Genomic DNA, 23,252 nt, shown 5'->3' on the forward strand with positions numbered 1-23,252 from the left:
TACAATGTGGGCAAAAGGCGGGTTTGCCAAGCGGCGGCGGCACCTGGCAACGCAACGTCAGAGCGCGCCGGGGAAAACCGCCGGGAGGGCGGGGAACCGGCCTTTGGGGTTTTTGCCGGTCAGGCCGCGCCGTCGGTGAACTGCAACCGGGCAAGGCGGGCATAAAGGCCGCCCTCGGCCACCAGATCCTCATGCTTGCCCTGCGCCACGATGCGGCCCTGATCGAAGACCACGATCCGGTCGGCGCGTTTGACGGTCGCCAGACGGTGCGCCACGACAAGGGTGGTGCGGTTCTCGGCCAGGGTTTCCACCGCCGACTGCACCAGCCGTTCGGATTCGGCGTCCAAAGCGCTGGTGGCTTCGTCCAGCAGCAGCACCGGCGCGTCACGCAGGATGGCGCGGGCGATGGCGATGCGCTGCTTCTGCCCGCCCGACAGCATGACACCGCGTTCACCAAGATAGGTGTCATACCCCTGCGGCAGCGCCGAGATAAAGTCATGCGCGGCAGCGGCGCGGGCGGCGGTTTCGACCTGCGCATCCGTGGCATCAGGGCGGCCAAAGCGGATGTTTTCGCGGGCCGAGGTGGCAAAGATCACCGGGTCCTGCGGCACCAGCGACAGCGACTGGCGGAAATCGGTGCGGTCAAGGTCGCGCAGATCGACGCCGTCGAGCAGCACCGCGCCCTGTTGCGGATCGTAGAACCGCAACAGCAGTTGCAGGATGGTGGTCTTGCCCGCGCCGGAGGGGCCGACCAGTGCCACCGTCTCGCCGGGCCGGACGTGCAGGGTGATGGCATCAAGCGCCGAGGTTTCGGGCCGGGCGGGATAGCGGAAGCTGACAGCCTCAAACCGGATGTCACCCCGCACCGGGCGCGGCAGCGCCTTGGGTTGGGCCGGGTCTTTCACCGGGTCGGTGGCGTGCAGCAGTTCCACCAGACGTTCGGTTGCCCCTGCAGCGCGTTGCAGCTCGCCCCAGATTTCCGACAGCGCCCCGACCGATCCGGCGACCATGATGGCATAGATCACGAACTGGATCAGCTCTCCGGGGGTCATCACCCCGGCGCGCACGTCGCGCGCGCCCATCCACAGCACGCCGACAATGCCGGTGAACACAAGGAATATCACGAAAATCGTCAGCACCGCGCGGGTGCCGATGCGGGTTCTGGCCGATGCGAAGCTTTTTTCCGTCACTTCCGCAAAGGCGTTGCGGGTCTGCGCCTCATGCGTGAAGGCCTGCACCGTCTGCACCGATGACAGCGCCTCGGAGGCGGAACCGGAGGACGAGGCGATCCAGTCCTGATTCTCACGCCCCAGAATGCGCAGGCGGCGGCCCAGAATGATGATCGGCACCACCACCACCGGCACGATCAGCAGAACCATCCCCGCCAGCTTGGCCGAGGTCAGCAGCATCAGCACCAGCCCGCCAAACAGGATCAGGCTGTTGCGCAGCGCGATCGAGACGGACGAGCCGATCAGCGACAGGATCAGCGTGGTGTCGGTGGTGATGCGGCTGAGCACCTCGCCGGTCATGATCCGTTCAAAGAACGCGGGCGACAGCATCAGCACCCGGTCGAACAGCGCGCGGCGGATGTCGGCCACCACCCGCTCGCCCAGTCGGGTCACCAGATAATAGCGCATGCCCGAGCCGAAGGCGAAAATCCCGGCGATGATGATGGCCGCACCGAAGTACTGGTCAAGGATCACCACATCGGCGTTGAAATTGTCCACCACCCGGCGCACCGCCAGCGGCAGCACTAGGCTGACTGCAGCGGTCAGGATCAGGGCCAGCAGCGCCAGCACCAGCAGGCGCCGGTAGGGCAGCAGAAACGGCACCAGCCCGGCAAGGGCCCCAACCTGTTTTGATGTCGCGCGGTCCTCGGTCACTGTCGGTGTGCGTGCCATATCGTCCTGCCTTGTTGTGCTGCGGGTTTAGGCAACCCGCGCCTGCGGGGCAAGCGCCCCATTTGCCGCGCCCCCGGATGGCGGGGGTGTGAGGTGGCAAAGGGCGGTGCTGGTGGCGTCTGGCGGAGCGCTCCGCGCGGGAGTATTTTTGTCAAGATGAATGCGGGGGGCGGCAGGGCTGCGCTGTGGATGGGAACTTGCGGGCGCGGGGCACTTGGGCTTTATCTGCTGCAGGGGGTTGGCCCCTTGTGACCGGGGAGGCTGACGATGACCGCGTTTTTCACCGCACCCGATGGGGCAAGGCTGGCCTACCGGGATGAGGGCGAGGGCCTGCCGGTGCTGTGCCTGTCCGGCCTGACCCGGACGATGGGCGATTTCGACTATATGCTGCCGCATCTGCCACCCTGCCGCGTGATCCGCATGGATTACCGGGGGCGCGGGCAAAGTGCCTGGACCGGGGCCGGCAGCTATACCGTGCCGGTGGAGGCGGGGGATGCGCTTGCGCTGCTGGACCATCTGGGGGTGGAGCGCGCGGCGGTCATCGGCACCTCGCGCGGCGGGTTGATCGGGATGATGCTGGCGGCGGTGGCGCGCCCGCGTCTGCTGGGGCTGCTGCTGAACGATGTGGGGCCGGAGATCCATCGCCCGGGGCTGGAGCGGATTTTCGACTATGTCGGGCGCAACCCGGCGGCCCGCACCCATGCGGCGCTGGCAGCCGCCCTGCCCGGCGTGATGCCGGGCTTTGCCGGGGTGCCCGCCAGCCGCTGGCTGGAAGAGACGCGTTTGCATTATAGTGAAACGGATCAGGGGTTGCGCATCACCTATGACCCGGCGTTGCGCGACGCGTTTCTGTCGGCGTTTGACGGCCCGCCGGTCGATCTGTGGCCGCTGTTCGATGCCTGCGCCGGTCTGCCGCTGGCGCTGGTGCGGGGGGCGAATTCCGACCTGTTGTCGCAGGCCACGGCGGATGAAATGCGCAGGCGGCGGCCCGATATGTTGTTTGCGCAAGTGCCGGACCGCGCGCATATTCCGTTTCTGGATGAACCCGGGGCGGTGGCCGTGATCCATGAATTCCTGAGGGCCTGCGCATGAATATCACGATGATCGAGGCGGCGGCGGCGCGGTTGGCGGGGCATGCGCGGGCAACCCCCCTGCTGAACGCGCCGCTGCTGGATGCGGCCTTTGGCAAGCGGGTGTTAATAAAGGCGGAATGCCTGCAGGTGACAGGATCATTCAAATTCCGTGGCGCGTGGTCGGCGGTATCGGCCCTGCCTGCGGGGACGCGTGGTGTGCTGGCCTATTCGTCGGGCAACCATGGGCAGGGCGTGGCCTTGGCTGCCGCGCGTCATGGGTTGCCTTGCGTGGTGGTGATGCCATCCGACGCGCCGCAGGTGAAGATCGCCAACACCCGCGCCTATGGTGCCGAGGTGGTGCTGTATGACCGCAGGACGGAGGACCGCGATGCCTTGGGCGCGGCCCTGTGCGCCCAGCGTGGGCTGGTGCTGATCAAGCCGTTTGACGACGCGCAGGTGATCGCGGGGCAAGGCACGGTGGGGCTGGAGATTGCGGCGCAGGCTTTGCAGGCCGGGGTGGACAGCGCCGATGTGCTGGTCTGCTGCGGCGGTGGCGGGCTGTCGGCGGGGATCGCGCTGGCGCTGGAGGCGCGGGCCCCCGGCCTGCGCCTGCGCACGGTGGAACCAGTGGGGTTTGACGACATGGCGCGGTCGCTCGCGGCGGGGGAGCGGTTGCGCAACCCGGCCACGACCGGATCGGTCTGCGACGCAATCCTGACGCCCAGCCCGGGGGAGCTGACATTCCCGGTGTTGCAGCGGCTGGCCGGGCCGGGGATGGTGGTGAGTGATGATCAGGCGCTGCAGGCGATGGCGCTCGCCTTCACCCATCTGCGCATCGTGCTGGAACCCGGCGGCGCGGTCGCGCTGGCGGCAGCACTTTTTGGCGAGACACCTGATCCGGTGATCTGCGTCGCCAGTGGCGGCAATGCCGACCCGGCGCTGTTCCGCGACGCTCTGGCGCGGTTCGGCTGACCCATGTCGCTGATGTTTTTCCCCGATCTGCGGCTGAATGTGGAACTCTCCGGCCCCGCGAACGCCCCGCCCGTCGTGCTGCTGCACGGCCTTGGCACCAGCCTGCGCCTGTGGGACGCCGTGGTGGCGCGCCTGCCCGGTCACCGCATCCTGCGCATGGATATGCGCGGCCACGGGCTGTCGGATGTACCTCAAGGCCCCTATGCCATGGGGGCGCTGATCCATGACGCCGAACGCGTGATGGCGCAGGCGGGGCTGCGCGATGCGGTGGTGGTCGGCCATTCGATCGGCGGGATGATCGCGCAGGGGCTGGCGGTCAAACGGCTCGATCTGGTGCGCGCGATGGTGCTGTCGAACAGTGCCGCGCGGATCGGGATTGCGTCGCAATGGCAGGCGCGGATCGACGCCGTGCGCGCGGGCGGGATGGAGGCGATTGCCGGTGCCACACTTGCACGCTGGCTGGGCCGCAAATGGCAGGACCACCCCGACCTGCAAGCGGTGCGCTCCATGTTGCTGGCCACCCCGCCCGAGGGCTGGATGGGGGCGGCGGCGGCGATTGCGGGCACCGATTTCTACACGCCGACCGCCGGGCTGACCCTGCCCACGCTGGCGCTTGCCGGGATCAATGATGGTGCCACCCCGCCCGATCTCGCCCGCGAAACCGCCGATCTGATCCTGGGCAGCCGGTTTCAGCTGATCCGTGGCGCGGGCCATCTGCCGATGGTGGAACAGCCCGACGCCTTCACCCGCGCTTTACGCGATTTTCTGGAAAGCATCGGCCATGTCTGAGTTCCTGCTGATCCACGGATCGTGCCACGGCGCCTGGTGCTGGCACCGGGTGATTCCGGCGCTTGCCGCCCTTGGCCACAGCGTCCGCGCCATCGACCTGCCGGGCCATGGCCGCGACCGCACCCCCGCAAGCGAGGTGACACTGGACGCCTATGCGCAGGCCATCTGCGGCGCGCTGAGCGGCCCGACGATTGTGGTCGGCCATTCCATGGCAGGCTACCCGATCACCGCCGCGGCTGAGGCTGACCCCGGCCATATCGCAGCACTGGTCTACCTGTGCGCCTACGCCCCGGTCTCGGGGATGACCCTGGGCGACATGCGCCGCGCAGGCCCGCGCCAGCCGCTGGCCCCGGCGATCAGGGTCGACAAGGCGGGTGGCACCTTCAGCTTTGACCCCGCACAGACCAACGCCCTGTTCTACCACGATTGCGACCCGCAGGCGCAAACCCTCGCCAGCCTGTGCCTGACCCCGCAACCCATTGCCCCGCAGGAAACCCCGCTGACCCTGACGCCGCGCAGCCAGTCCCTGCCCCGTCACTACATCCGCTGCACAGACGACCGCGCCATCCCGCCCGAGTATCAGCAGGCCATGGCGCAATCGGTCCCGCAGGCACATCGCAGCACCCTGCCCGCCTCACATTCCCCCTTCTTCGCCTGCCCCGACCTGCTGGCCCAGCGCCTGCACGCCATTGCCCAAGCGCCACAGGCCCCGCAGTGACCCCCACACCAAAACTCGCGCTGACCTTCATCCTCGCCACGGTAACGCTGGATGCCATCGGCATCGGGCTGATCTTTCCGGTGATGCCCGACCTGATCCGCGCCGTTACCGGGCAGGATCTGGCGCATGCAGCCCTGTGGGGCGGGGTGCTGGCGACATCTTACGCAGTGATGCAGTTCCTGTTCGGCCCGATCCTTGGGTCCTTGTCCGACCGTTTTGGCCGCCGCCCGGTGCTCTTAGTGTCTTTGCTGGTGATGGGGCTGGACTATCTGGTGATGGCGGTGGCCCCCACCATCTGGCTTCTGCTGATCGCGCGGCTGGTGGCGGGGGTCACAGCCGCCACCTATTCCACCGCCACCGCCTATATCGCCGACATCACCCCGCCCGACCAGCGCGGCGCGCGCTTTGGTCTGATCGGCGCGGGGTTTGGCGTGGGCTTTGTGCTGGGCCCGCTGATCGGCGGGCTGCTGGCGGGCATCGACACCCGCGCGCCGTTCTACGCCGCCGCCGCCCTCGCCTTTGCCAACCTGACCTTCGGCTTCCTGATCCTGCCCGAGACCGTCACCGACGCCACCCGCCGCCCCTTCAGCCTGCGCCGCGCCAACCCGCTGGGTGCCCTGCGCGCCGTCAGCCGCCTGCCCGGCCTGCGCCTCACCCTCGCCTGTTTCCTGATCCTCGGCATCGCAATGAACGTCTACCCGGCGGTCTGGGCCTATTACGGTCAGGCCCGCTTTGGCTGGAGCACGCAGATGGTCGGCGTCTCACTCGCCGTCTATGGCATCAGCTATGCCTTGGGTCAGGCGCTGCTGGTCGGCCCGATGATCCGCCGCTTTGGCGAGCACCGGGCCGCGCATTACGGCATGTGGGTCGATGTGATCACCCTCACCGGGCTTGGCCTCGTCACCTCGCCCGTTCTTGCCCTGATGCTCACCCCGGTCACCGCCCTTGGCGGGGCCGTCACCCCGGCGCTGCAAGCCATCGCCAGCCGCGCCGCCCCGGCAGATGCGCAGGGCGAGGTGCAGGGCGTGCTGGCCAGCCTGAACGCCATCGCGATGATCACCTCCCCACTGATCATGACCACCACCTTCAGCACCTTCACAGCCCCCGGTGCGCCGGTCTACGCCCCCGGCGCGCCGTTCCTGCTGGCGGCCGCGATGATGCTGGCCTGCCTGGCCCTGCACGTCCTCGGTCCCCGCATCGGCCAAAGACAGCCCGTCTGATCACCCGTTTGCGGCACAACATGTCGCAAACACCTTTGCCCGCACATCAAACTCCCCTTAGTTTCATCTTGATAAAAATACTCTGCAGGGGGTCCGGGGGACGCAAAGTCCCCCGGCGCTTGCCGCAAAAGGACCACTGGCATGAAACTCGCCGCGCTTGACATCTTCGTCGTTGCCCCGCCCTTTCCCGGCTGGGGTGGGCGCTACTGGATCTTTCCCAAGCTGACCACCGCCTGCGGGATCGTGGGTTACGGCGAATGCTACGCCTCCACCGTCGGCCCCAAGGCGATGATCGCTGTGATCGAGGATGTGTTCGCGCGCCACATGGAAGGCTCCTCGCCGGAAGACATCGAGCTGATGTACCGCCGCGCCTATTCCTCGGGCTTCACCCAACGCCCCGACCCCACGGTGATGGGCGCGTTTTCGGGGCTGGAGATTGCCTGCTGGGATATATTGGGCAAAGCGCGCAACCGGCCGGTCTGGGCGCTCTTGGGCGGCAAGATCAACCAGCGCATCCGCAGCTATACCTATCTGTACCCCGAACCCGGCAACGAAGACCCCGAGTTCTGGGTCGACCCGGACGCCGCCGCCGGGGCCGCGGTACGGTTCATGGACATGGGGTTCACAGCGGTAAAGTTCGACCCCGCCGGCCCCTACACATTGCGCGGCGGGCATCAGCCCGCGATGTCCGACATCTCACGCTCCGTCGCCTTCTGCCGCGCGATACGGGAGGCTGTGGGCGACCGCGTGGATCTGCTCTTCGGCACCCATGGCCAGTTCACCACCGCAGGTGCCATCCGGCTGGGCCGCGAGCTGGAGCCGTATAATCCGCTGTGGTACGAAGAACCGATCCCGCCGGACAATCTGCTGGAATTTGCCGAGGTGGCGCGCGCCGTGCGCATCCCGCTCGCCACCGGCGAGCGGCTGACCACCAAGGCCGAGTTTGGCGCCCTGTTGCGTCATGGCGGGGTCAAGATCCTGCAACCGGCGCTGGGGCGTGTGGGCGGCATCTGGGAGGCCAAGAAAATCTCGGCCATGGCAGAGGTGTTCAACGCCGAAATGGCCCCGCATCTGTACGCCGGTCCTGTCGAATGGGCGGCCAATGTGCATCTGGCGGCGTCGATCCCCAATCTGCTGCTGGCCGAAACCATTGAGACCGGCGGGGCCTTCCACCAAAAGCTGATCCGCAATTCGATTGCTTGGGAAAATGGCTACATCCTGCCGCCCGACGCCCCCGGTCTGGGCATCGACTTTGATGAGGACGTCGCCCGCGCCCACCCCTATACCGGCACCGGCCTGCATCTGCAGATGCAGGAGGCCCCTTGCGACTATACCAACGGCAACCGGTTCGAGGGCGGTGCGCCGTCCACTTTGCCGCACAAGACCTGAACCCTTCGGTTTGCGCTTCCCCGCCGTCCCGGCTATCCATGAACAAAGTTCACAGGAAATTCGCGAGAGGCCGATGGCGAAAGCGCCCAGCAAGACCGATCTGCGCCGCGATGATCTGCGCGCAAGGCTGACCGATCAGGCCGAGCAGGTCATCGCCACCCAAGGGCTGGCAGCCCTGAAAGCGCGCGATCTGGCGGCGCAGGCGGGGTGTTCGGTGGGGGCGATCTACAACGTCTTTGCCGATCTGAACCAGTTGGTGATGGCGGTGAACGGCCGCACCTTCCGGCGGTTGGGGGCGGCGGTGACGGACTCCATCGCCGGGCAGGACCAGCATCCGCGCGACTGCCTGATCACCATGTCGCAGGCCTATCTGCACTTTGCCGCCGCGAACACCCCGGCATGGCGGGCGCTGTTTGATCTGGAAATGTCGGTCGATGCCCCGGTGCCGGGGTGGTATCTGGCCGAACTGGCGGATGTGTTTGCGCTGATCTCTGCCCCCCTGACCCGGATCTTCCCCGACTGGCCCCCTGCGCGCATCGACCTGATGACGCGGGCGCTGTTTTCATCGGTCCACGGGATTGTGCTGCTGGGGCTGGAAAAGCGCATCTCTGCCGTGCCCCTGGACCGGCTGGAGCAGATGATCGCGGTGGTGCTGGGGCAGTTGACGGGTGATGCCGCGCCCTGAACATGAATTTCACGCATAATCTTCCTGCGGGATATGAATTTGCGTCACGCAGCACTGCGGCATAGGTTGGGAACAGGCACTCTTGAAGTGCCCTTTTCCATTTGATCGGAACCTCATGTCCTCCGCTGCCCCCGTAAGATCGCCCGTTTTTGACCAGATCGCCGCCCTGTCGCGGGAAAAGATACTGATCCTTGACGGCGCGATGGGCACGCAGATTCAGGGTCTTGGCTTTGGCGAGGCGGAATTCACCGCCCATGGCGCGGGCTGCGCCTGCCATCCGCCGATGTTCGGGGCCAAGCCGCATCCGCAACAGGGCAACAATGATCTGCTGATCCTGACGCAAGCGCAGGCGATTGAGGATATCCACTACGCCTACGCGAAGGCCGGGGCGGATATCGTTGAAACCAATACGTTTTCGTCGACCTCCATCGCGCAGGCCGATTACGGGCTGGAGCATCTGGTTTATGACCTGAACTTCCACGGCGCGCAGTTGGTGCGCCAAGCGCTGAACCGCGCCACCGCCGAAGATGGCCGCCCGCGCTTTGTCGCCGGCGCGCTTGGCCCCACCAACCGCACCGCGTCGATGAGCCCGGATGTGAACAACCCCGGCTACCGCGCTGTTACCTTTGACCAGTTGCGAATTGCTTATGCCGAACAGTTGCGCGGGCTGATCGACGGCGGTGCCGACCTGATCCTGATCGAGACGATCTTTGATACGCTGAACGCCAAGGCCGCGATCTTTGCTTGCGAAGAGGCTTTCGCGGCGCGCGGCGTCCGCCTGCCGGTGATGATCTCCGGCACCATCACCGACCGCTCGGGCCGCACACTTTCCGGCCAGACGCCAAGCGCGTTCTGGCATTCGGTGCGCCATGCGGCACCGCTGACCATCGGGCTGAACTGCGCGCTGGGGGCTGCCGAAATGCGCGCGCATCTGGCCGAGCTTTCCGCCGCCGCCGATACGCTGATCTGCGCCTATCCTAACGCCGGGCTGCCCAATGAATTCGGACAATACGACGAATCGCCCGAGTTCATGGCAGAGCAGATCGCGGATTTCGCCCGCGATGGCCTTGTGAACATCGTCGGCGGCTGCTGCGGGTCCACCCCCGCCCATATCCGCGCCATCGCGCAGGCCGTGGCGAAGTACCCGCCGCGCGCCATCCCCACCCTGCCGCCCCTGATGCGCCTGTCGGGGCTGGAGCCGTTTACGCTGACCAAGGACATCCCCTTCGTGAACGTGGGCGAGCGGACCAATGTCACGGGCAGCGCCAAATTCCGCAAGCTGATCACCAACCGCGATTACACCGCCGCGCTGGATGTGGCGCGCGATCAGGTGGAAAACGGCGCGCAAATCATCGATGTGAACATGGATGAAGGGCTGATCGACAGCAAACAGGCGATGACCGACTTTCTGAACCTGATTGCCGCCGAACCCGACATCGCCCGCGTGCCGGTGATGATCGACAGTTCCAAGTGGGAGGTGATCGAAGCCGGACTGCAATGCGTGCAGGGCAAGCCGATCGTCAATTCGATCAGCATGAAAGAGGGGGAAGACGCCTTCCTGCACCACGCCCGCCTGTGCCGGGCTTATGGCGCCGCCGTGGTGGTGATGGCCTTTGACGAACTGGGTCAGGCCGATACCGAAGACCGCAAGGTGGAAATCTGCACCCGCGCCTATGCCCTGCTGACAGGCATCGGCTTCCCGCCCGAAGACATCATCTTTGACCCCAACGTCTTTGCCGTGGCGACCGGCATTGAAGAGCACAACAACTACGGAGTCGATTTCATCAACGCCACCCGGCGCATCACGCAAACCCTGCCGCATGTGCATGTCTCGGGCGGGGTGTCGAACCTGTCCTTCAGCTTTCGCGGCAATGAACCCGTGCGCGAGGCGATGCATGCCGTGTTCCTCTACCACGCCATTCAGGCCGGGATGGATATGGGCATCGTCAACGCGGGCCAGCTTGCCGTCTATGACAGCATCGACCCCGACCTGCGCGAGGCCTGTGAGGATGTGGTGCAGAACCGCACGCCGGACGCCACCGACCGGATGCTGGAGATTGCCGAACGCTTCAAGTCCACCGGCGCGCGTGAGGCCAAGGAACGCGATCTGAAATGGCGCGATTGGCCGGTGGAAAAGCGGCTGGAACATGCGCTGGTCAACGGCATCACCGAATTCATCGATGCCGATACCGAAGAGGCGCGCCTCGCAGCCGCCCGCCCGCTGCATGTGATCGAAGGCCCGCTGATGGCGGGGATGAACGTGGTGGGCGATCTGTTCGGAGCGGGCAAGATGTTCCTGCCGCAGGTGGTGAAATCAGCCCGCGTGATGAAGCAGGCCGTCGCCGTGCTTCTGCCGTACATGGAGGAAGAAAAGCGCCTCAACGGCGGCACCGGGCGCGAATCGGCGGGCAAGGTGCTGATGGCCACGGTGAAGGGCGATGTGCATGACATCGGCAAGAACATCGTGGGCGTCGTTCTGGCCTGCAACAATTACGACATCATCGATCTTGGGGTGATGGTGCCTGCGGCGAAAATCCTGCAGGTCGCGCGCGAGGAAAAGGTCGATATCATCGGCCTGTCCGGTCTGATCACGCCGTCGCTTGATGAGATGGTGCATGTGGCGAGCGAGATGGAGCGGGAGGGATTTAACATCCCCCTGCTGATCGGCGGGGCGACCACCAGCCGCGTGCATACGGCGGTGAAAATCCACCCGAAATACGCGCGCGGCCAGACAGTTTATGTCACCGACGCCAGCCGCGCGGTGGGTGTGGTCTCGGCCCTGCTGTCGCCCGATCAGACTGTAGACTATGTGGAAACAGTGCGCGCCGAATATGAAAAGGTGGCCGAAAACCACGCCCGCGCCGAATTGGCCAAGAAGCGCCTGCCGCTGGCCGCGGCACGGGCCAATGCGTTGCGGCTGGACTGGCAGGGCTATCACGTGCCCGCGCCGTCCTTCCTTGGCACCAAGGTGTTTGACGATTGGGATCTGGCCGATCTGGCCCGCTACATCGACTGGACGCCGTTCTTTCAGACATGGGAGCTGAAGGGGGTCTACCCCAAGATTTTGCAGGATGAAAAACAGGGCGCCGCCGCCCGCGCGCTGTTTGCTGATGCGCAAGCCATGCTGGCGCAGATCATCGCCGAGAAGTGGTTCCGCCCCCGCGCCGTGGTGGGCTTCTGGCCCGCCAATGCGGTGGGCGATGATATCCGGCTGTTCACCGATGAGGGGCGCAGCACCGATCTTGCCACCTTGCACACCCTGCGCCAGCAGGTCACCAAGCGCGACGACCGCCCCAATGTGGCACTGGCCGATTTCGTGGCCCCCATCGGCACGCCCGATTATGTCGGCGGTTTTGTGGTGACGGCGGGCATCGAGGAAATTGCCATCGCCGAACGGTTTGAGCGCGCCAATGATGACTTCAACGCGATTCTGGTCAAGGCACTGGCCGACCGCTTTGCCGAGGCTTTTGCCGAGCGGATGCATGAAATGGTCCGCCGCGAGCTGTGGGGCTATGCCCCGGACGAATCCCTCGCCCCTGCCGAGCTGATCGGCGAGCCGTATCGCGGCATCCGCCCTGCCCCCGGCTATCCGGCGCAGCCTGACCACACCGAAAAAACCACCCTGTTCAACCTGCTGGATGCCGAGGCCGCCACCGGCGTGCGGCTGACCGAAAGCATGGCGATGTGGCCGGGGTCTTCCGTCTCGGGCCTTTATATCGGCCATCCGCAGGCCTATTATTTCGGCGTGGCAAAGGTGGAACAGGATCAGGTTCTGGACTATGCTGCCCGCAAGCAGATGCCGGTGCCGGATGTGGAACGCTGGCTTGGCCCCATTCTGAACTATGTGCCACAAGCCACACCTGCGATGGCGGCGGAATAGAATAGCTGTCAACCCTAAACAACATATTGACAGCATCGCCCTCCTGACCGCTATATGCAGTTGTTCAGGTGTCCCCGACTCGGGAACGGGAAAGGGATGAAAAGGGAAGCCGGTCCATGCCGGCGCTGCCCCCGCAACTGTAGGCGGCAAGCCTGCCCCAGACGTCACTGGCCATATGGTCGGGAAGGCGGGGCAAAAGGGCCAGGGCCGCAAGCCAGGAGACCTGCCTGAACAGAACAAACACGCGGGCGGTGGGCCCGGTGGCGTCCATCGCGTGCGGCCCGTCCGGGTCGCCCATCGGTATCGCCCCTGACCCTCGCCCCCAAAACAGGCAAAAGAGGACAGGGCAATGACCATCACCGTCTATTCAAAACCAGCTTGCGTGCAATGCGTGGCGACCTACCGGGCGCTGGACAATCTGGGCGTCGATTACACCGTGATCGACCTGTCGCAGGATGCCGACGCGCTGGAGCGGGTGTCGGCGCTTGGCTACCGTCAGGTGCCGGTGGTGATGGCGGGCGGCGATCATTGGGCGGGGTTCCGCCCCGACAAGATTAGCGCGCTGTGCTGACCTTTTGCTGACCCGATGCCGGAGCATTCTGCCACATTGGTCTATTACTCCTCCGGCTCGGGCAACACCGCGCGGATGGTTGCGCGGCTGGGACTGCCCGCTTCGCGTATCCCCATCAGCCCCGCCGACCCGATGCCGGTGCCTGCCGCGCCTTACGTGCTGATCTGCCCGACCTATTCGGATGGTGCAGGCCGGGGTGCTGTGCCAAAGCAGGTGATCCGCTTTCTGAACGACACATCCGCGCGCGCCCATCTGCGCGGGGTGATCGGCGCGGGCAACCGCAACTTCGGCACCTACTTCGGCCACGCCGGCCCCGTCATCGCCGCAAAATGCGGGGTGCCCTGCCTTTTCCGGTTCGAACTGGCCGGAACCGACACCGATATCGCCCGGATCAGGTCCGGGCTTGCCACTTTCTGGAGAGATCAATGCTTGACCGCGTCCTGACCGCCGCCCCATCCACGCTCGACTATCACGCGCTGAACGCGACGCTGAACCTGTATGACGCCGAGGGCCGCATCCAGTTTGATGCCGACAAGATGGCGGCGCGGCAGTATTTCCTGCAGCATGTGAACCAGAATACCGTGTTCTTTCATAGCCTTGAGGAAAAGCTGGGCTACCTTGTCACTGAGGGCTATTACGAGGCCCCGGTGCTGGACGCCTATCCGGCGGCCTTCCTGCGCCAGATTTTCGATGCCGCCTATGCCAAGAAGTTCCGCTTCCCCAGCTTTCTGGGCGCGCTGAAATATTACACATCCTACACGCTGAAAACCCGCGACGGGCAGCGCTTTCTGGAACGGTTTGAAGACCGCGTGGTCATGGTCGCCCTGACGCTGGCCAAGGGTGATCAGGCCCTTGCCATGCGCTTCATGGAGGAAATGATCGCCGGCCGGTTCCAGCCCGCCACGCCCACCTTCCTGAATGCCGGCAAGGCCCAGCGCGGCGAGCTGATTTCGTGCTTCCTGCTGCGGCTGGAAGACAACATGGAATCGATCGGGCGCAGCATCAATTCGGCGCTGCAACTGTCCAAACGCGGTGGTGGCGTCGCCCTGATGCTGACCAACCTGCGCGAGGCGGGTGCCCCGATCAAGGGCATCGAGAACCAGTCTTCGGGCGTGATTCCGGTGATGAAGCTGCTGGAAGACAGCTTTTCCTACGCCAACCAGCTTGGCGCACGCCAAGGCGCAGGCGCGGTGTATCTGAACGCCCACCACCCCGACATTCTGAAATTCCTCGACACCAAACGCGAGAATGCGGATGAGAAAATCCGCATCAAAACGCTCAGCCTTGGCGTGGTGATCCCCGACATCACCTTTGAATTGGCCAAGGCGAATGAGGATATGTATCTGTTTTCGCCGCATGACGTGGAACGCGTCTACGGCTGTGCCTTCTCGGAAATCTCGGTCACCGAGAAATACCGCGAAATGGTCGACAACCCGCGCATCAAGAAGCGCAAGATCAAGGCGCGCGATTTCTTCCAGATTCTGGCCGAAATTCAGTTCGAATCCGGCTATCCCTATATCGTCTTTGAAGACACTGTGAACCGCGCCAACCCGATTGCCGGGCGCATCAGCATGTCGAACCTGTGCTCGGAAATCCTGCAGGTGAATGAGGCCAGCACCTTCCACGAAGACCTGTCCTACGACCATCTGGGCACCGATATTTCGTGCAACCTCGGGTCACTGAACATCGCCACCACGATGGACGGCCCCGATATCGGCACCACGGTTGAGGTGGCGATCCGCGCGCTGACCGCAGTGTCCGACATGTCGGCGATTGATGCGGTGCCATCGGTGCGGCGCGGCAATGATGAAGGCCATGCCATCGGTCTGGGCCAGATGAACCTGCACGGCTATCTGGCGCGTGAGCGGATTCACTATGGTTCGGTCGAGGGCATCGACTTCACCAACATCTACTTCTGCACCGTGCTGTTCCATGCGCTGCGGGCCTCAAACCTGATCGCCCGCGAACGCGGGTCCAGCTTCAAGGGGTTCGAGAATTCGACCTATGCCTCCGGCACCTTCTTTGACAAATACACCTCTGCCGACTGGCTGCCCGCCACCGAACGCGTCCGCGCCCTGTTTGACGCGGCGGGCGTCGCCCTGCCCACCCGTGCCGACTGGGCAGCCCTTAGGTCCGATGTGATGGAACACGGGCTTTACAACCGCAACCTGCAGGCGGTGCCGCCGACCGGGTCGATCAGCTATATCAACAACTCCACCTCGTCGATCCACCCGATTGCGTCGAAGATCGAGATCCGCAAAGAGGGCAAGCTGGGCCGCGTCTATTACCCCGCGCCCTTCATGACCAACGAGAACCTCGAATTCTATCAGGACGCCTATGAAATCGGCCCCGACAAGATCATCGACACCTATGCGGCGGCGACCCAGCACGTCGACCAGGGCCTGTCGCTGACCCTGTTCTTCCGCGACACCGCCACCACACGCGATATCAACCGCGCGCAGATTGCGGCGTGGAAAAAGGGCATCAAGACCATCTATTACATCCGCCTGCGCCAGATGGCCCTTGAAGGGACCGAAGTGCAGGGCTGCGTCTCGTGCAGCTTGTGAAAGGACCGAACCGATGAACATGCAAAGCCCGTTGCGCGCCACCCCGCGTGCCGTGAACTGGAACCGCCTGCAGGACGACAAGGATCTGGAGATCTGGAACCGCCTGACCTCGAACTTCTGGCTGCCGGAAAAGGTGCCGCTGTCGAATGACATCCAAAGCTGGGCCACGCTCCGCCCGATGGAACAGCAGCTGACCATCCGGGTGTTCACCGGGCTGACACTGCTGGATACCATCCAGAACACGGTCGGGGCACCTGCCCTGATGCCCGATGCTGTCACCCCGCATGAAGAGGCGGTGCTGACCAACATCGCCTTCATGGAGGCGGTGCATGCCCGGTCCTATTCGTCGATCTTCTCGACGCTGTGTTCGACGGCGGAGGTGGATGAGGCGTTCCGCTGGTCGGAAGACAACCCGCATCTGGCGGCCAAATCGCGGCTGATCCTTGACCAATACGCCGCCGGGGCCAATCCGCTGAAGCGCAAGGTGGCGTCGGTTTTCCTTGAAAGCTTCCTGTTCTATTCCGGCTTCTACCTGCCGATGTACTGGTCCAGCCGCGCAAAATTGACCAACACCGCCGACCTGATACGCCTGATCATCCGCGATGAGGCCGTGCACGGCTATTACATCGGCTACAAATTCCAGCGCGCGCTGGAGCGGGTCAGTCAGGCCGAGCGGGATGAGGCCAAGGATTTCGCCTTCTCGCTGATGTTCGACCTCTACGCCATCGAGGAACGCTATACGGCGGAACTCTATGATGAGGTGGGCCTGACCGAAGATGTCAAAGCCTTCCTGCATTACAACGCCAACAAGGCGCTGATGAATCTGGGATTCGAGGCGCTGTTCCCCGAACAGGTGGCGCAGGTGAACCCCGCTATTCTGGCCGCCCTGTCACCCGACAGCGAGAACCATGATTTCTTCTCCGGTTCCGGCTCCAGCTATGTGATCGGCAAGGCTGTGGCCACCACCGATGAAGACTGGGATTTCTGACGCAGCCACGGCGGGGGGCAACTGCCCTCTGGAAACCGTGCTGCCTTTACGGTAACCGGGCGGCATGACACAGGATCTGACGCTGATACGCCCCGATGACTGGCACCTGCACCTGCGCGATGGCGCGATGCTGCAAGGCGTGCTGCCTGAAACTGCGCGCCACTTCGCCCGCGCCATCATCATGCCCAACCTTGTGCCCCCGGTCGTCACCGGGGCACAGGCGGCAGCCTACCGCGACCGCATCCTTGCCGCCTTGCCCGAAGGCTCTGCCTTCCAGCCGCTGATGACGCTGTACCTGACAGAGTCCACCGATCCGGAAGACGTCGCCGCCGCCCATGCTTCGGGCCTCGTCAAGGCGGTGAAGCTCTACCCCGCCGGGGCCACCACCAATTCCCACGGCGGCGTGCGTGACATGGATAAGGTCATGCCGGTGCTGGAGAAAATGGCCGAAATCGGCCTGCCGCTCTGCGTGCACGGCGAGGTGACGACGCCTGAGGTCGATATCTTCGACCGCGAAGCCGTGTTCATCGACACTGTCCTCGCCCCCCTGCGCCGCCGCCTGCCAGAGCTTCGCGTGGTGATGGAGCATATCACGACCGAAGAAGGCGTGGCCTATGCCCGCGAAGGTGGCGATACGCTGGGGGCCACCATCACCACCCATCACCTGATCCTCAACCGCAACCACCTTCTGGTCGGCGGCATCCGCCCGCATTACTACTGCCTGCCGGTCGCCAAGCGCGAGCGTCACCGCCTCGCCCTGCGCGCCGCCGCCACCTCTGGTACAGGCCGCTTCTTTCTCGGCACCGATTCCGCCCCGCATGTCGATGCGGCAAAAGAAACCGGCTGCGGCTGTGCGGGCTGCTTCACCGCCACCAACACCATGCCCCTGCTGGCGCAGGTGTTCGAGGATGACGGCAAACTGCACGCGCTGGAGGCTTTCACCAGCCTCAACGGCCCCGCCTTCTATGGCCTGCCGGTCAACGACACAAAGCTGCGCCTTGTCCGCCATGATACCCCGCAAACCTGGCCCGAGAAAATCTACACCGAGGCTGGCCCCGTCACCGTCTTCAACCCCGGCTTCCCTGTCCACTGGGCCGTGGAGGCCTGATTTCACCTTGATCCAAATACTCCCGCCGGAGGCTCCGACAGCAACGGCAGGAGCCTCCGGCGGGAGTATTTGGATCAAGATGAAATCGCATCGCGAAAAGGATGATCCCATGATCCCCGCAAGCTTCCCCCCCCGCGAAGACATCGCCCGCCTGACCGCCCGCGCCCTGCTGGAGATCAAGGCCGTGCATTTCAACGCGGAAACCCCGTTCACGCTGGCCTCCGGCCTGCCCTCGCCGACCTATATCGACTGCCGCAAGCTGATCTCTTATCCGCGCATCCGGTCCATGCTGATGGATTTCATGGCCGTCACCGTGATGCGCGACGCAGGATTTGAGGCGTTCGACAACATCGCAGGGGGCGAAACCGCCGGCATCCCCTTTGCCGCGCTGGTGGCCGAACGCCTTGCGCTGCCAATGACTTACGTGCGCAAAAAGCCCAAAGGTTACGGCCGCAACGCAAGGATTGAGGGCGTGATGCATGAGGGTCAGCGCGTGCTGCTGGTCGAGGATCTGACCACCGACGGCGGCTCCAAACTGTCGTTCGTCGATGCCATCCGGGAAACCGGCGCCACCTGCGCCCATACGGCGGTGATCTTCTCCTACGGCATCTTTGAGGGCACCACCGAACGCCTTGCCGAACACGGCGTCGCCCTGCACCACCTGTGCACCTGGTGGGACGTGCTGGCCGAGGCCCGCGATCAGGCCAGCTTCGACGCCAACACCCTGACCGAAGTAGAGGCGTTTCTCAAAGCCCCCCGCGCCTGGCAGGACGCACGCAAGGCCTGATCCCCGCCACCTCCCGCGCGCAACCCCGGTTGCGCGCGGGGCCTCGGGCGGCTTTTCGCCCAAGGCCAAACCCGCTGGGGATAACTCCGGGCACAACGCGGGGATGAAATGCGGATAACCCCGCCCCCGAATCGTGATCCCGTGACAGCCGCCCCCGATTTGTGCTACATATTGCCCAGGCCGCACCAACGCCCACAACCCGTTGCGGGCGGCACAGGCGATCCTTAACGTTTTGCACAAACCTATCCACGGCTTGCCCCCACACCACCGGGCAGGCTACACCGCAGGCTTCATCCGGGGGGCAAAGGCAGCACATGAACGAAGTCGCCAAGATCAGAACCGATCTCTCCCCCTCCGCCCCCGACATCACCAACGACACCCTGCCGCATAACATCGAGGCCGAACAGCAGCTGCTGGGCGCGATCCTGACCAACAATGATGTCTATGACCGCATCGCCAGCACGGTGAAGTCGGAACATTTCTACGATCCCGTGCACCAGCGCATCTTCGAGAAATCCGCCGCCCGCATCCAGAAAAACGCCCTCGCCAGCCCGGTCACGCTGAAGCCGTTCTTTGAAGATGACGACGGGCTGAAGGAACTCGGCGGCCCGGCCTATCTTGTGCGTCTGGCCGGGGCTGCGATTTCGGCCTATGCCGCGCGCGACTACGCGCAGATGATCTATGATCTGGCCGTGCGCCGCGAGCTGATCGCGCTTGGCAAGGATATTTCGGCCAAGGCCGCCAAGGTCGACATGGCGTCGGAACCGCGCGAACAGATCGTCGAGGCTGAACAGCGGCTCTACAAACTGGGCGAACAGGGCGTGGCCGAACGCGGCTTTCAGTCTTTCCTGAAAGCCGTCACCGATGCGGTGAATGTCGCCAACGCCGCCTATCAGCGTGGCGGCGGTCTGGCGGGCATTTCCACCGGCCTGACCGATCTGGACAAGAAACTGGGCGGCCTGCACGAATCCGACCTCCTGATCCTCGCCGGTCGTCCGTCGATGGGCAAAACCTCGCTCGCCACCAACATCGCCTTCAACATCGCCAAAGCCTACAAACGCGGCCGCAAACCCGATGGCCACGAAGGTGCGGTCGAAGGCGGCGTCGTCGGTTTCTTCAGTCTTGAGATGAGCGCCGAACAGCTCGCCGCCCGAATTCTCTCCGAAGCCTCCGAAGTCCCGTCCGAGCAGATCCGCCGCGGCGACATGCGCGAAGATGAATTCCGCCGCTTTGTCGAGGCTGCCAAACAGCTGGAATCCTGCCCGCTCTACATCGACGACACCCCCGCCCTGCCGATCAGCCAGGTCGCCGCCCGCGCCCGGCGCCTCAAGCGCACCCATGGGCTGGATGTGCTGATGATCGACTACCTGCAACTGCTGAAAGGTTCGGCCAAAAGCTCCGAAGGCAACCGGGTGCAGGAGGTCTCGGAAATCACCCAAGGGCTGAAGGCCATCGCCAAGGAACTCAACATCCCGGTGATCGCCCTGTCGCAGCTGTCACGTCAGGTCGAATCGCGCGAAGACAAACGCCCGCAACTGTCCGACCTGCGCGAATCCGGCTCGATCGAGCAGGATGCCGATGTCGTGATGTTCGTCTACCGCGATGAGTACTACAAGGAACGCGAAAAGCCCGGCGAACATGAACAAGAAAAGATGCATGCTTGGCAGGAGATGATGGCACAGGTGCATGGCAAGGCCGAGGTGATCATCGGCAAACAGCGCCACGGCCCGATCGGCTCGGTCGACCTCAGCTTTGAAGGCCGCTTCACCCGCTTCGGCAACCTCGCCAAACCCTGGCAGGGCGACGGCCCCGGCTACTGATCCCCGGCCCTTTGCACGCCCCTGCATTGCAGCTTTCCCAAATACTCCCGCCGGAGGCATTCAACCTTCCCGCCGGGCGCACCGCCGAAGACCCCTCCCGCGGCAGCAGCGGGCGCGGGGGGATCGATGCCCCCCAAGCCCGCCCCTTTCCGCCGGACCCCCGTTTTCCGCTTGACCGTAACCCCTGATCCGACAACAAACCCCCATGACAACAGCGACCCTCTCCATCGACCTTGACGCCATCGCCGCCAACTGGCGCGCGCTGGACCGTGCTTCCTCTTCCGGTGTTCAGACCGCCGCCGTGGTCAAGGCCGACGCTTATGGCCTCGGCATCACCCGCGTGGCCCGCGCTCTGGCGCAGGCCGGGGCACGGCGGTTCTTCGTTGCCGTGGCTGAGGAAGGTGCGGCCCTGCGGCAGGCGCTTGGCCCCGGACCGCAGATCTGCGTGATGGGGGGCCATATGGCAGGCGACACCGAAATGGTGCATGACCTCGACCTGTGCCCGATGCTGAACAGCATCGATCAGGTCACCCGCCATCTGGAATCGCTGCCCGGCCTGCCGTTCGGCGTGCAGCTTGACACCGGCATGAACCGCCTAGGGATGGAAGAGGCGGAGTGGGAGGCGGTGGCCCCCTTCGTGCTGGAGGCCGGGCCGGAACTGATCATGTCGCATCTGGCCTGCGCGGATGAGCCGGATCACGCGCTCAACGACCTGCAGCTCACCACCTTTCACGCCATGACCGATGGCACCGGCGTGCCGCGATCATTGGCGGCCACGGGGGGAATCCTGCTGGGGCCGAAGTATCATTTCGACCTGACCCGCCCCGGCATCGGCCTCTATGGCGGCCGCCCGTATGAGGGCGCAAGCCGCGTCGTCAGCCTGTCGCTGCCGGTGATCCAGACCCGTGTGGTGCAGGCTGGTGAATCGGTCGGCTATGGCTGCGGCTGGACCGCGGATGCGCCCAGCATGATCGCCACCGTCTCCGGCGGCTATGCCGACGGGCTGCAGCGCGCGCTGTCGAACAATGCGGTGCTGTGGGATGGCGATACCCCCTGCCCGCTGGTGGGCCGGGTGTCGATGGATCTGATCACGGTGGATATCAGCCATCTGTCCTATGTGCCGCGCGCGCTGGATATCCTTGGCCCGCATCAGACCGTGGATGATCTGGCCGATATCGCCGGCACCATCGGCTACGAGATCCTGACCGCGCTCGGCCCGCGCTACACCCGCCGCTATCAGGAGGGCGGGGCGTGAGCCCAGCCACCGGACTGCGGGGGCTGGGGCGGCCCACGCTGGCGGCCCTTGCCGCAATTGGCCGCGTGGTTCTGTTTGCGGCCAGCACCCTTGGCCACCTGCTGCGCCCGCCGTTCTACTGGCGCGAATTTGGCGCGCAGGTGCTGCAGATCGGCTGGTTCAGCCTGCCGGTCGTGGGGCTGACCGCGCTGTTCACCGGCGGCGCACTGGCCCTACAGATTTATTCCGGCGGCGCGCGTTTCAATGCCGAGGCTGTGGTGCCCAGCATCGTCGCCATCGGCATGGTGCGCGAACTTGGCCCGGTTCTGGGCGGGCTGATGGTGGCCGCCCGCGTCGCCTCGTCGATCGCGGCAGAGCTTGGCACCATGAAGGTGACCGAACAGATCGACGCGCTGACCACCCTGTCCACCAACCCGATGAAATACCTTGTGGTGCCGCGCGTGCTGGCCGCCACGCTGACCGTGCCGGTGCTGGTGGGTGTGGGCGATGCCATCGGCATCATGGGCGGCTGGCTGGTCGGCGTGACGCGGCTCGATTTCAACTCCGTCACCTACCTCAAGAACACCGTCGACTTTCTGGAGGTCTGGGATGTCGGCTCCGGCCTCGTCAAGGGCGCGGTGTTCGGCTTCATCATCGCGCTGATGGGCTGCTATCACGGCATGACCTCGGGCCGCGGCGCACAAGGCGTGGGCCGCGCCACCAAATCCGCCGTCGTCGCCGCCTCGGTGCTGATCCTCGCCGCCAACTACCTGCTGACAGAGGTGTTCTTCACCTCATGATCACTCTGTCCGGAGTCACAAAATCCTTCGGCCCCAACCCCGTGCTGCGCGGGGTTGATCTGACCCTCGCTTCGGGCAAAAGCATGGTGATCATCGGCGGATCGGGCACCGGCAAATCGGTGCTCTTGAAATGCATCCTCGGGTTGGTCACCCCCGACAGCGGCACCATCAACCTTGACGGGCAGGATGTGCAAACCGCTGAACGTGATGCCTTCCTCGCCCGCTTTGGCATGTTGTTTCAGGGCGGCGCGCTGTTCGACTCGCTCAGGGTCTGGGAAAACGTCGCCTTCCGCCTGATGCGCGGGGCCTCACGCCGCCCCAAGGAAGAGGCGCGCGCCATTGCGCTGGAAAAGCTGCGCCGCGTCGGCCTTGGTCCACAGGTCGCTGACCTGTACCCCGGCGAGCTGTCGGGCGGCATGCAAAAACGCGTGGGCCTTGCCCGCGCCATTGCGGCTGAGCCTGAAATCATCTTTTTCGACGAACCCACCACCGGGCTTGACCCGATCATGGCCGGGGTGATCAATGACCTGATCCGCGAGATTGTGGTGGAAATGGGGGCAACGGCGATGACCATCACGCATGACATGTCATCGGTCCGCGCCATCGCCGATGATGTCGCCATGCTGCATGACGGTCGCATCAAATGGACCGGCCCTGTCACGGAAATGGATGCCTGCACAGACCCTTACGTGCAACAGTTCATCCATGGCCGCGCCACCGGCCCGATCAATGCCATCCGCTAGATGGGCA

General features: G+C 64.7%; 19 protein-coding genes and 1 riboswitch. Of the genes, 18 read left to right on the plus strand and 1 reads right to left on the minus strand.

The features are described from left to right. Nucleotides 1-119 precede the first annotated feature (119 nt). Nucleotides 120-1,901 carry an ABC transporter transmembrane domain-containing protein gene (locus tag Q7J44_RS04405; RefSeq protein ID WP_304877362.1) on the minus strand — a complete coding sequence of 594 codons (1,782 nt, stop codon included), beginning with the start codon at nt 1,899-1,901 and terminating at the stop codon, nt 120-122. Nucleotides 1,902-2,168: 267 nt separating this feature from the next. Here Q7J44_RS04405 and Q7J44_RS04410 point away from each other — a divergent pair, with 267 nt between their 5' ends. The 18 genes from Q7J44_RS04410 to Q7J44_RS04495 all read left to right on the plus strand — a co-directional run bounded on the left by Q7J44_RS04410 (nt 2,169) and on the right by Q7J44_RS04495 (nt 23,245). Further along, complete coding sequence (locus Q7J44_RS04410) at nt 2,169-2,993, plus strand: alpha/beta fold hydrolase (RefSeq protein WP_304877365.1); 825 nt, start codon at nt 2,169-2,171, stop codon at nt 2,991-2,993. Further along, complete coding sequence (locus tag Q7J44_RS04415) at nt 2,990-3,946, plus strand: threonine/serine dehydratase (protein ID WP_304877366.1); 957 nt, start codon at nt 2,990-2,992, stop codon at nt 3,944-3,946. The genes Q7J44_RS04410 and Q7J44_RS04415 overlap by 4 nt, the downstream gene beginning before the upstream one ends. A 3-nt stretch (nt 3,947-3,949) precedes the next feature. After that, nucleotides 3,950-4,735 (plus strand): 3-oxoadipate enol-lactonase, encoded by a 786-nt coding sequence (gene pcaD / locus Q7J44_RS04420; protein ID WP_370692950.1) that lies wholly within the window; start codon nt 3,950-3,952, stop codon nt 4,733-4,735. After that, a complete protein-coding gene (locus Q7J44_RS04425; RefSeq protein WP_304877368.1) occupies nt 4,728-5,453 on the plus strand; it encodes an alpha/beta fold hydrolase in 726 nt (241 codons plus the stop codon). Before pcaD ends, Q7J44_RS04425 begins: the two co-directional genes overlap by 8 nt. Beyond that, complete coding sequence (locus Q7J44_RS04430) at nt 5,450-6,673, plus strand: TCR/Tet family MFS transporter (protein WP_304877371.1); 1,224 nt, start codon at nt 5,450-5,452, stop codon at nt 6,671-6,673. The genes Q7J44_RS04425 and Q7J44_RS04430 overlap by 4 nt, the downstream gene beginning before the upstream one ends. Before the next feature lie 141 nt (nt 6,674-6,814). Further along, the gene (locus tag Q7J44_RS04435) at nt 6,815-8,062 is read left to right on the plus strand and encodes a mandelate racemase/muconate lactonizing enzyme family protein (protein ID WP_304877373.1); all 1,248 of its coding nucleotides are present in this window, start codon (nt 6,815-6,817) and stop codon (nt 8,060-8,062) included. Nucleotides 8,063-8,135: 73 nt separating this feature from the next. Next, a complete protein-coding gene (locus tag Q7J44_RS04440; protein ID WP_304877376.1) occupies nt 8,136-8,747 on the plus strand; it encodes a TetR/AcrR family transcriptional regulator in 612 nt (203 codons plus the stop codon). A 115-nt stretch (nt 8,748-8,862) separates the two neighbouring features. After that, the gene (metH, locus tag Q7J44_RS04445; protein WP_304877378.1) at nt 8,863-12,627 is read left to right on the plus strand and encodes a methionine synthase; all 3,765 of its coding nucleotides are present in this window, start codon (nt 8,863-8,865) and stop codon (nt 12,625-12,627) included. A gap of 49 nt (nt 12,628-12,676) precedes the next feature. Next, nucleotides 12,677-12,873, plus strand: a riboswitch (cobalamin riboswitch). Between the two features lie 103 nt (nt 12,874-12,976). Continuing rightward, on the plus strand, nt 12,977-13,198 hold the full coding sequence (gene nrdH, locus Q7J44_RS04450) for a glutaredoxin-like protein NrdH (RefSeq protein WP_304877380.1): 222 nt from the start codon (nt 12,977-12,979) through the stop codon (nt 13,196-13,198). 15 nt (nt 13,199-13,213) lie between these two features. Continuing rightward, nucleotides 13,214-13,642, plus strand: coding sequence for a class Ib ribonucleoside-diphosphate reductase assembly flavoprotein NrdI (nrdI, locus tag Q7J44_RS04455; RefSeq protein ID WP_304877382.1), 429 nt, complete (start codon nt 13,214-13,216; stop codon nt 13,640-13,642). Then, complete coding sequence (gene nrdE, locus Q7J44_RS04460; RefSeq protein ID WP_304877385.1) at nt 13,624-15,765, plus strand: class 1b ribonucleoside-diphosphate reductase subunit alpha; 2,142 nt, start codon at nt 13,624-13,626, stop codon at nt 15,763-15,765. The genes nrdI and nrdE overlap by 19 nt, the downstream gene beginning before the upstream one ends. A gap of 13 nt (nt 15,766-15,778) precedes the next feature. Next, nucleotides 15,779-16,753 (plus strand): class 1b ribonucleoside-diphosphate reductase subunit beta, encoded by a 975-nt coding sequence (nrdF, locus tag Q7J44_RS04465; RefSeq protein ID WP_304877387.1) that lies wholly within the window; start codon nt 15,779-15,781, stop codon nt 16,751-16,753. Nucleotides 16,754-16,817: 64 nt separating this feature from the next. Next, nucleotides 16,818-17,861, plus strand: a complete 1,044-nt coding sequence (gene pyrC / locus Q7J44_RS04470; RefSeq protein WP_304877389.1) for a dihydroorotase — start codon at nt 16,818-16,820, stop codon at nt 17,859-17,861. Nucleotides 17,862-17,970: 109 nt separating this feature from the next. Next, nucleotides 17,971-18,648 (plus strand): orotate phosphoribosyltransferase, encoded by a 678-nt coding sequence (locus tag Q7J44_RS04475; protein WP_304877391.1) that lies wholly within the window; start codon nt 17,971-17,973, stop codon nt 18,646-18,648. Nucleotides 18,649-18,962: 314 nt separating this feature from the next. Beyond that, nucleotides 18,963-20,468 (plus strand): replicative DNA helicase, encoded by a 1,506-nt coding sequence (locus Q7J44_RS04480; RefSeq protein ID WP_304877393.1) that lies wholly within the window; start codon nt 18,963-18,965, stop codon nt 20,466-20,468. 205 nt (nt 20,469-20,673) lie between these two features. Beyond that, nucleotides 20,674-21,723, plus strand: a complete 1,050-nt coding sequence (alr, locus tag Q7J44_RS04485; RefSeq protein WP_304877395.1) for an alanine racemase — start codon at nt 20,674-20,676, stop codon at nt 21,721-21,723. After that, nucleotides 21,720-22,502 (plus strand): ABC transporter permease, encoded by a 783-nt coding sequence (locus tag Q7J44_RS04490; RefSeq protein WP_304877398.1) that lies wholly within the window; start codon nt 21,720-21,722, stop codon nt 22,500-22,502. Before alr ends, Q7J44_RS04490 begins: the two co-directional genes overlap by 4 nt. Then, the gene (locus tag Q7J44_RS04495; protein ID WP_304877399.1) at nt 22,499-23,245 is read left to right on the plus strand and encodes an ABC transporter ATP-binding protein; all 747 of its coding nucleotides are present in this window, start codon (nt 22,499-22,501) and stop codon (nt 23,243-23,245) included. Before Q7J44_RS04490 ends, Q7J44_RS04495 begins: the two co-directional genes overlap by 4 nt. The last annotated feature ends 7 nt before the right edge of the window (nt 23,246-23,252 follow it).

Origin of the sequence: Pseudotabrizicola sp. (genome assembly GCF_030656345.1) — a bacterium.
Lineage (GTDB): Bacteria > Pseudomonadota > Alphaproteobacteria > Rhodobacterales > Rhodobacteraceae > Pseudotabrizicola.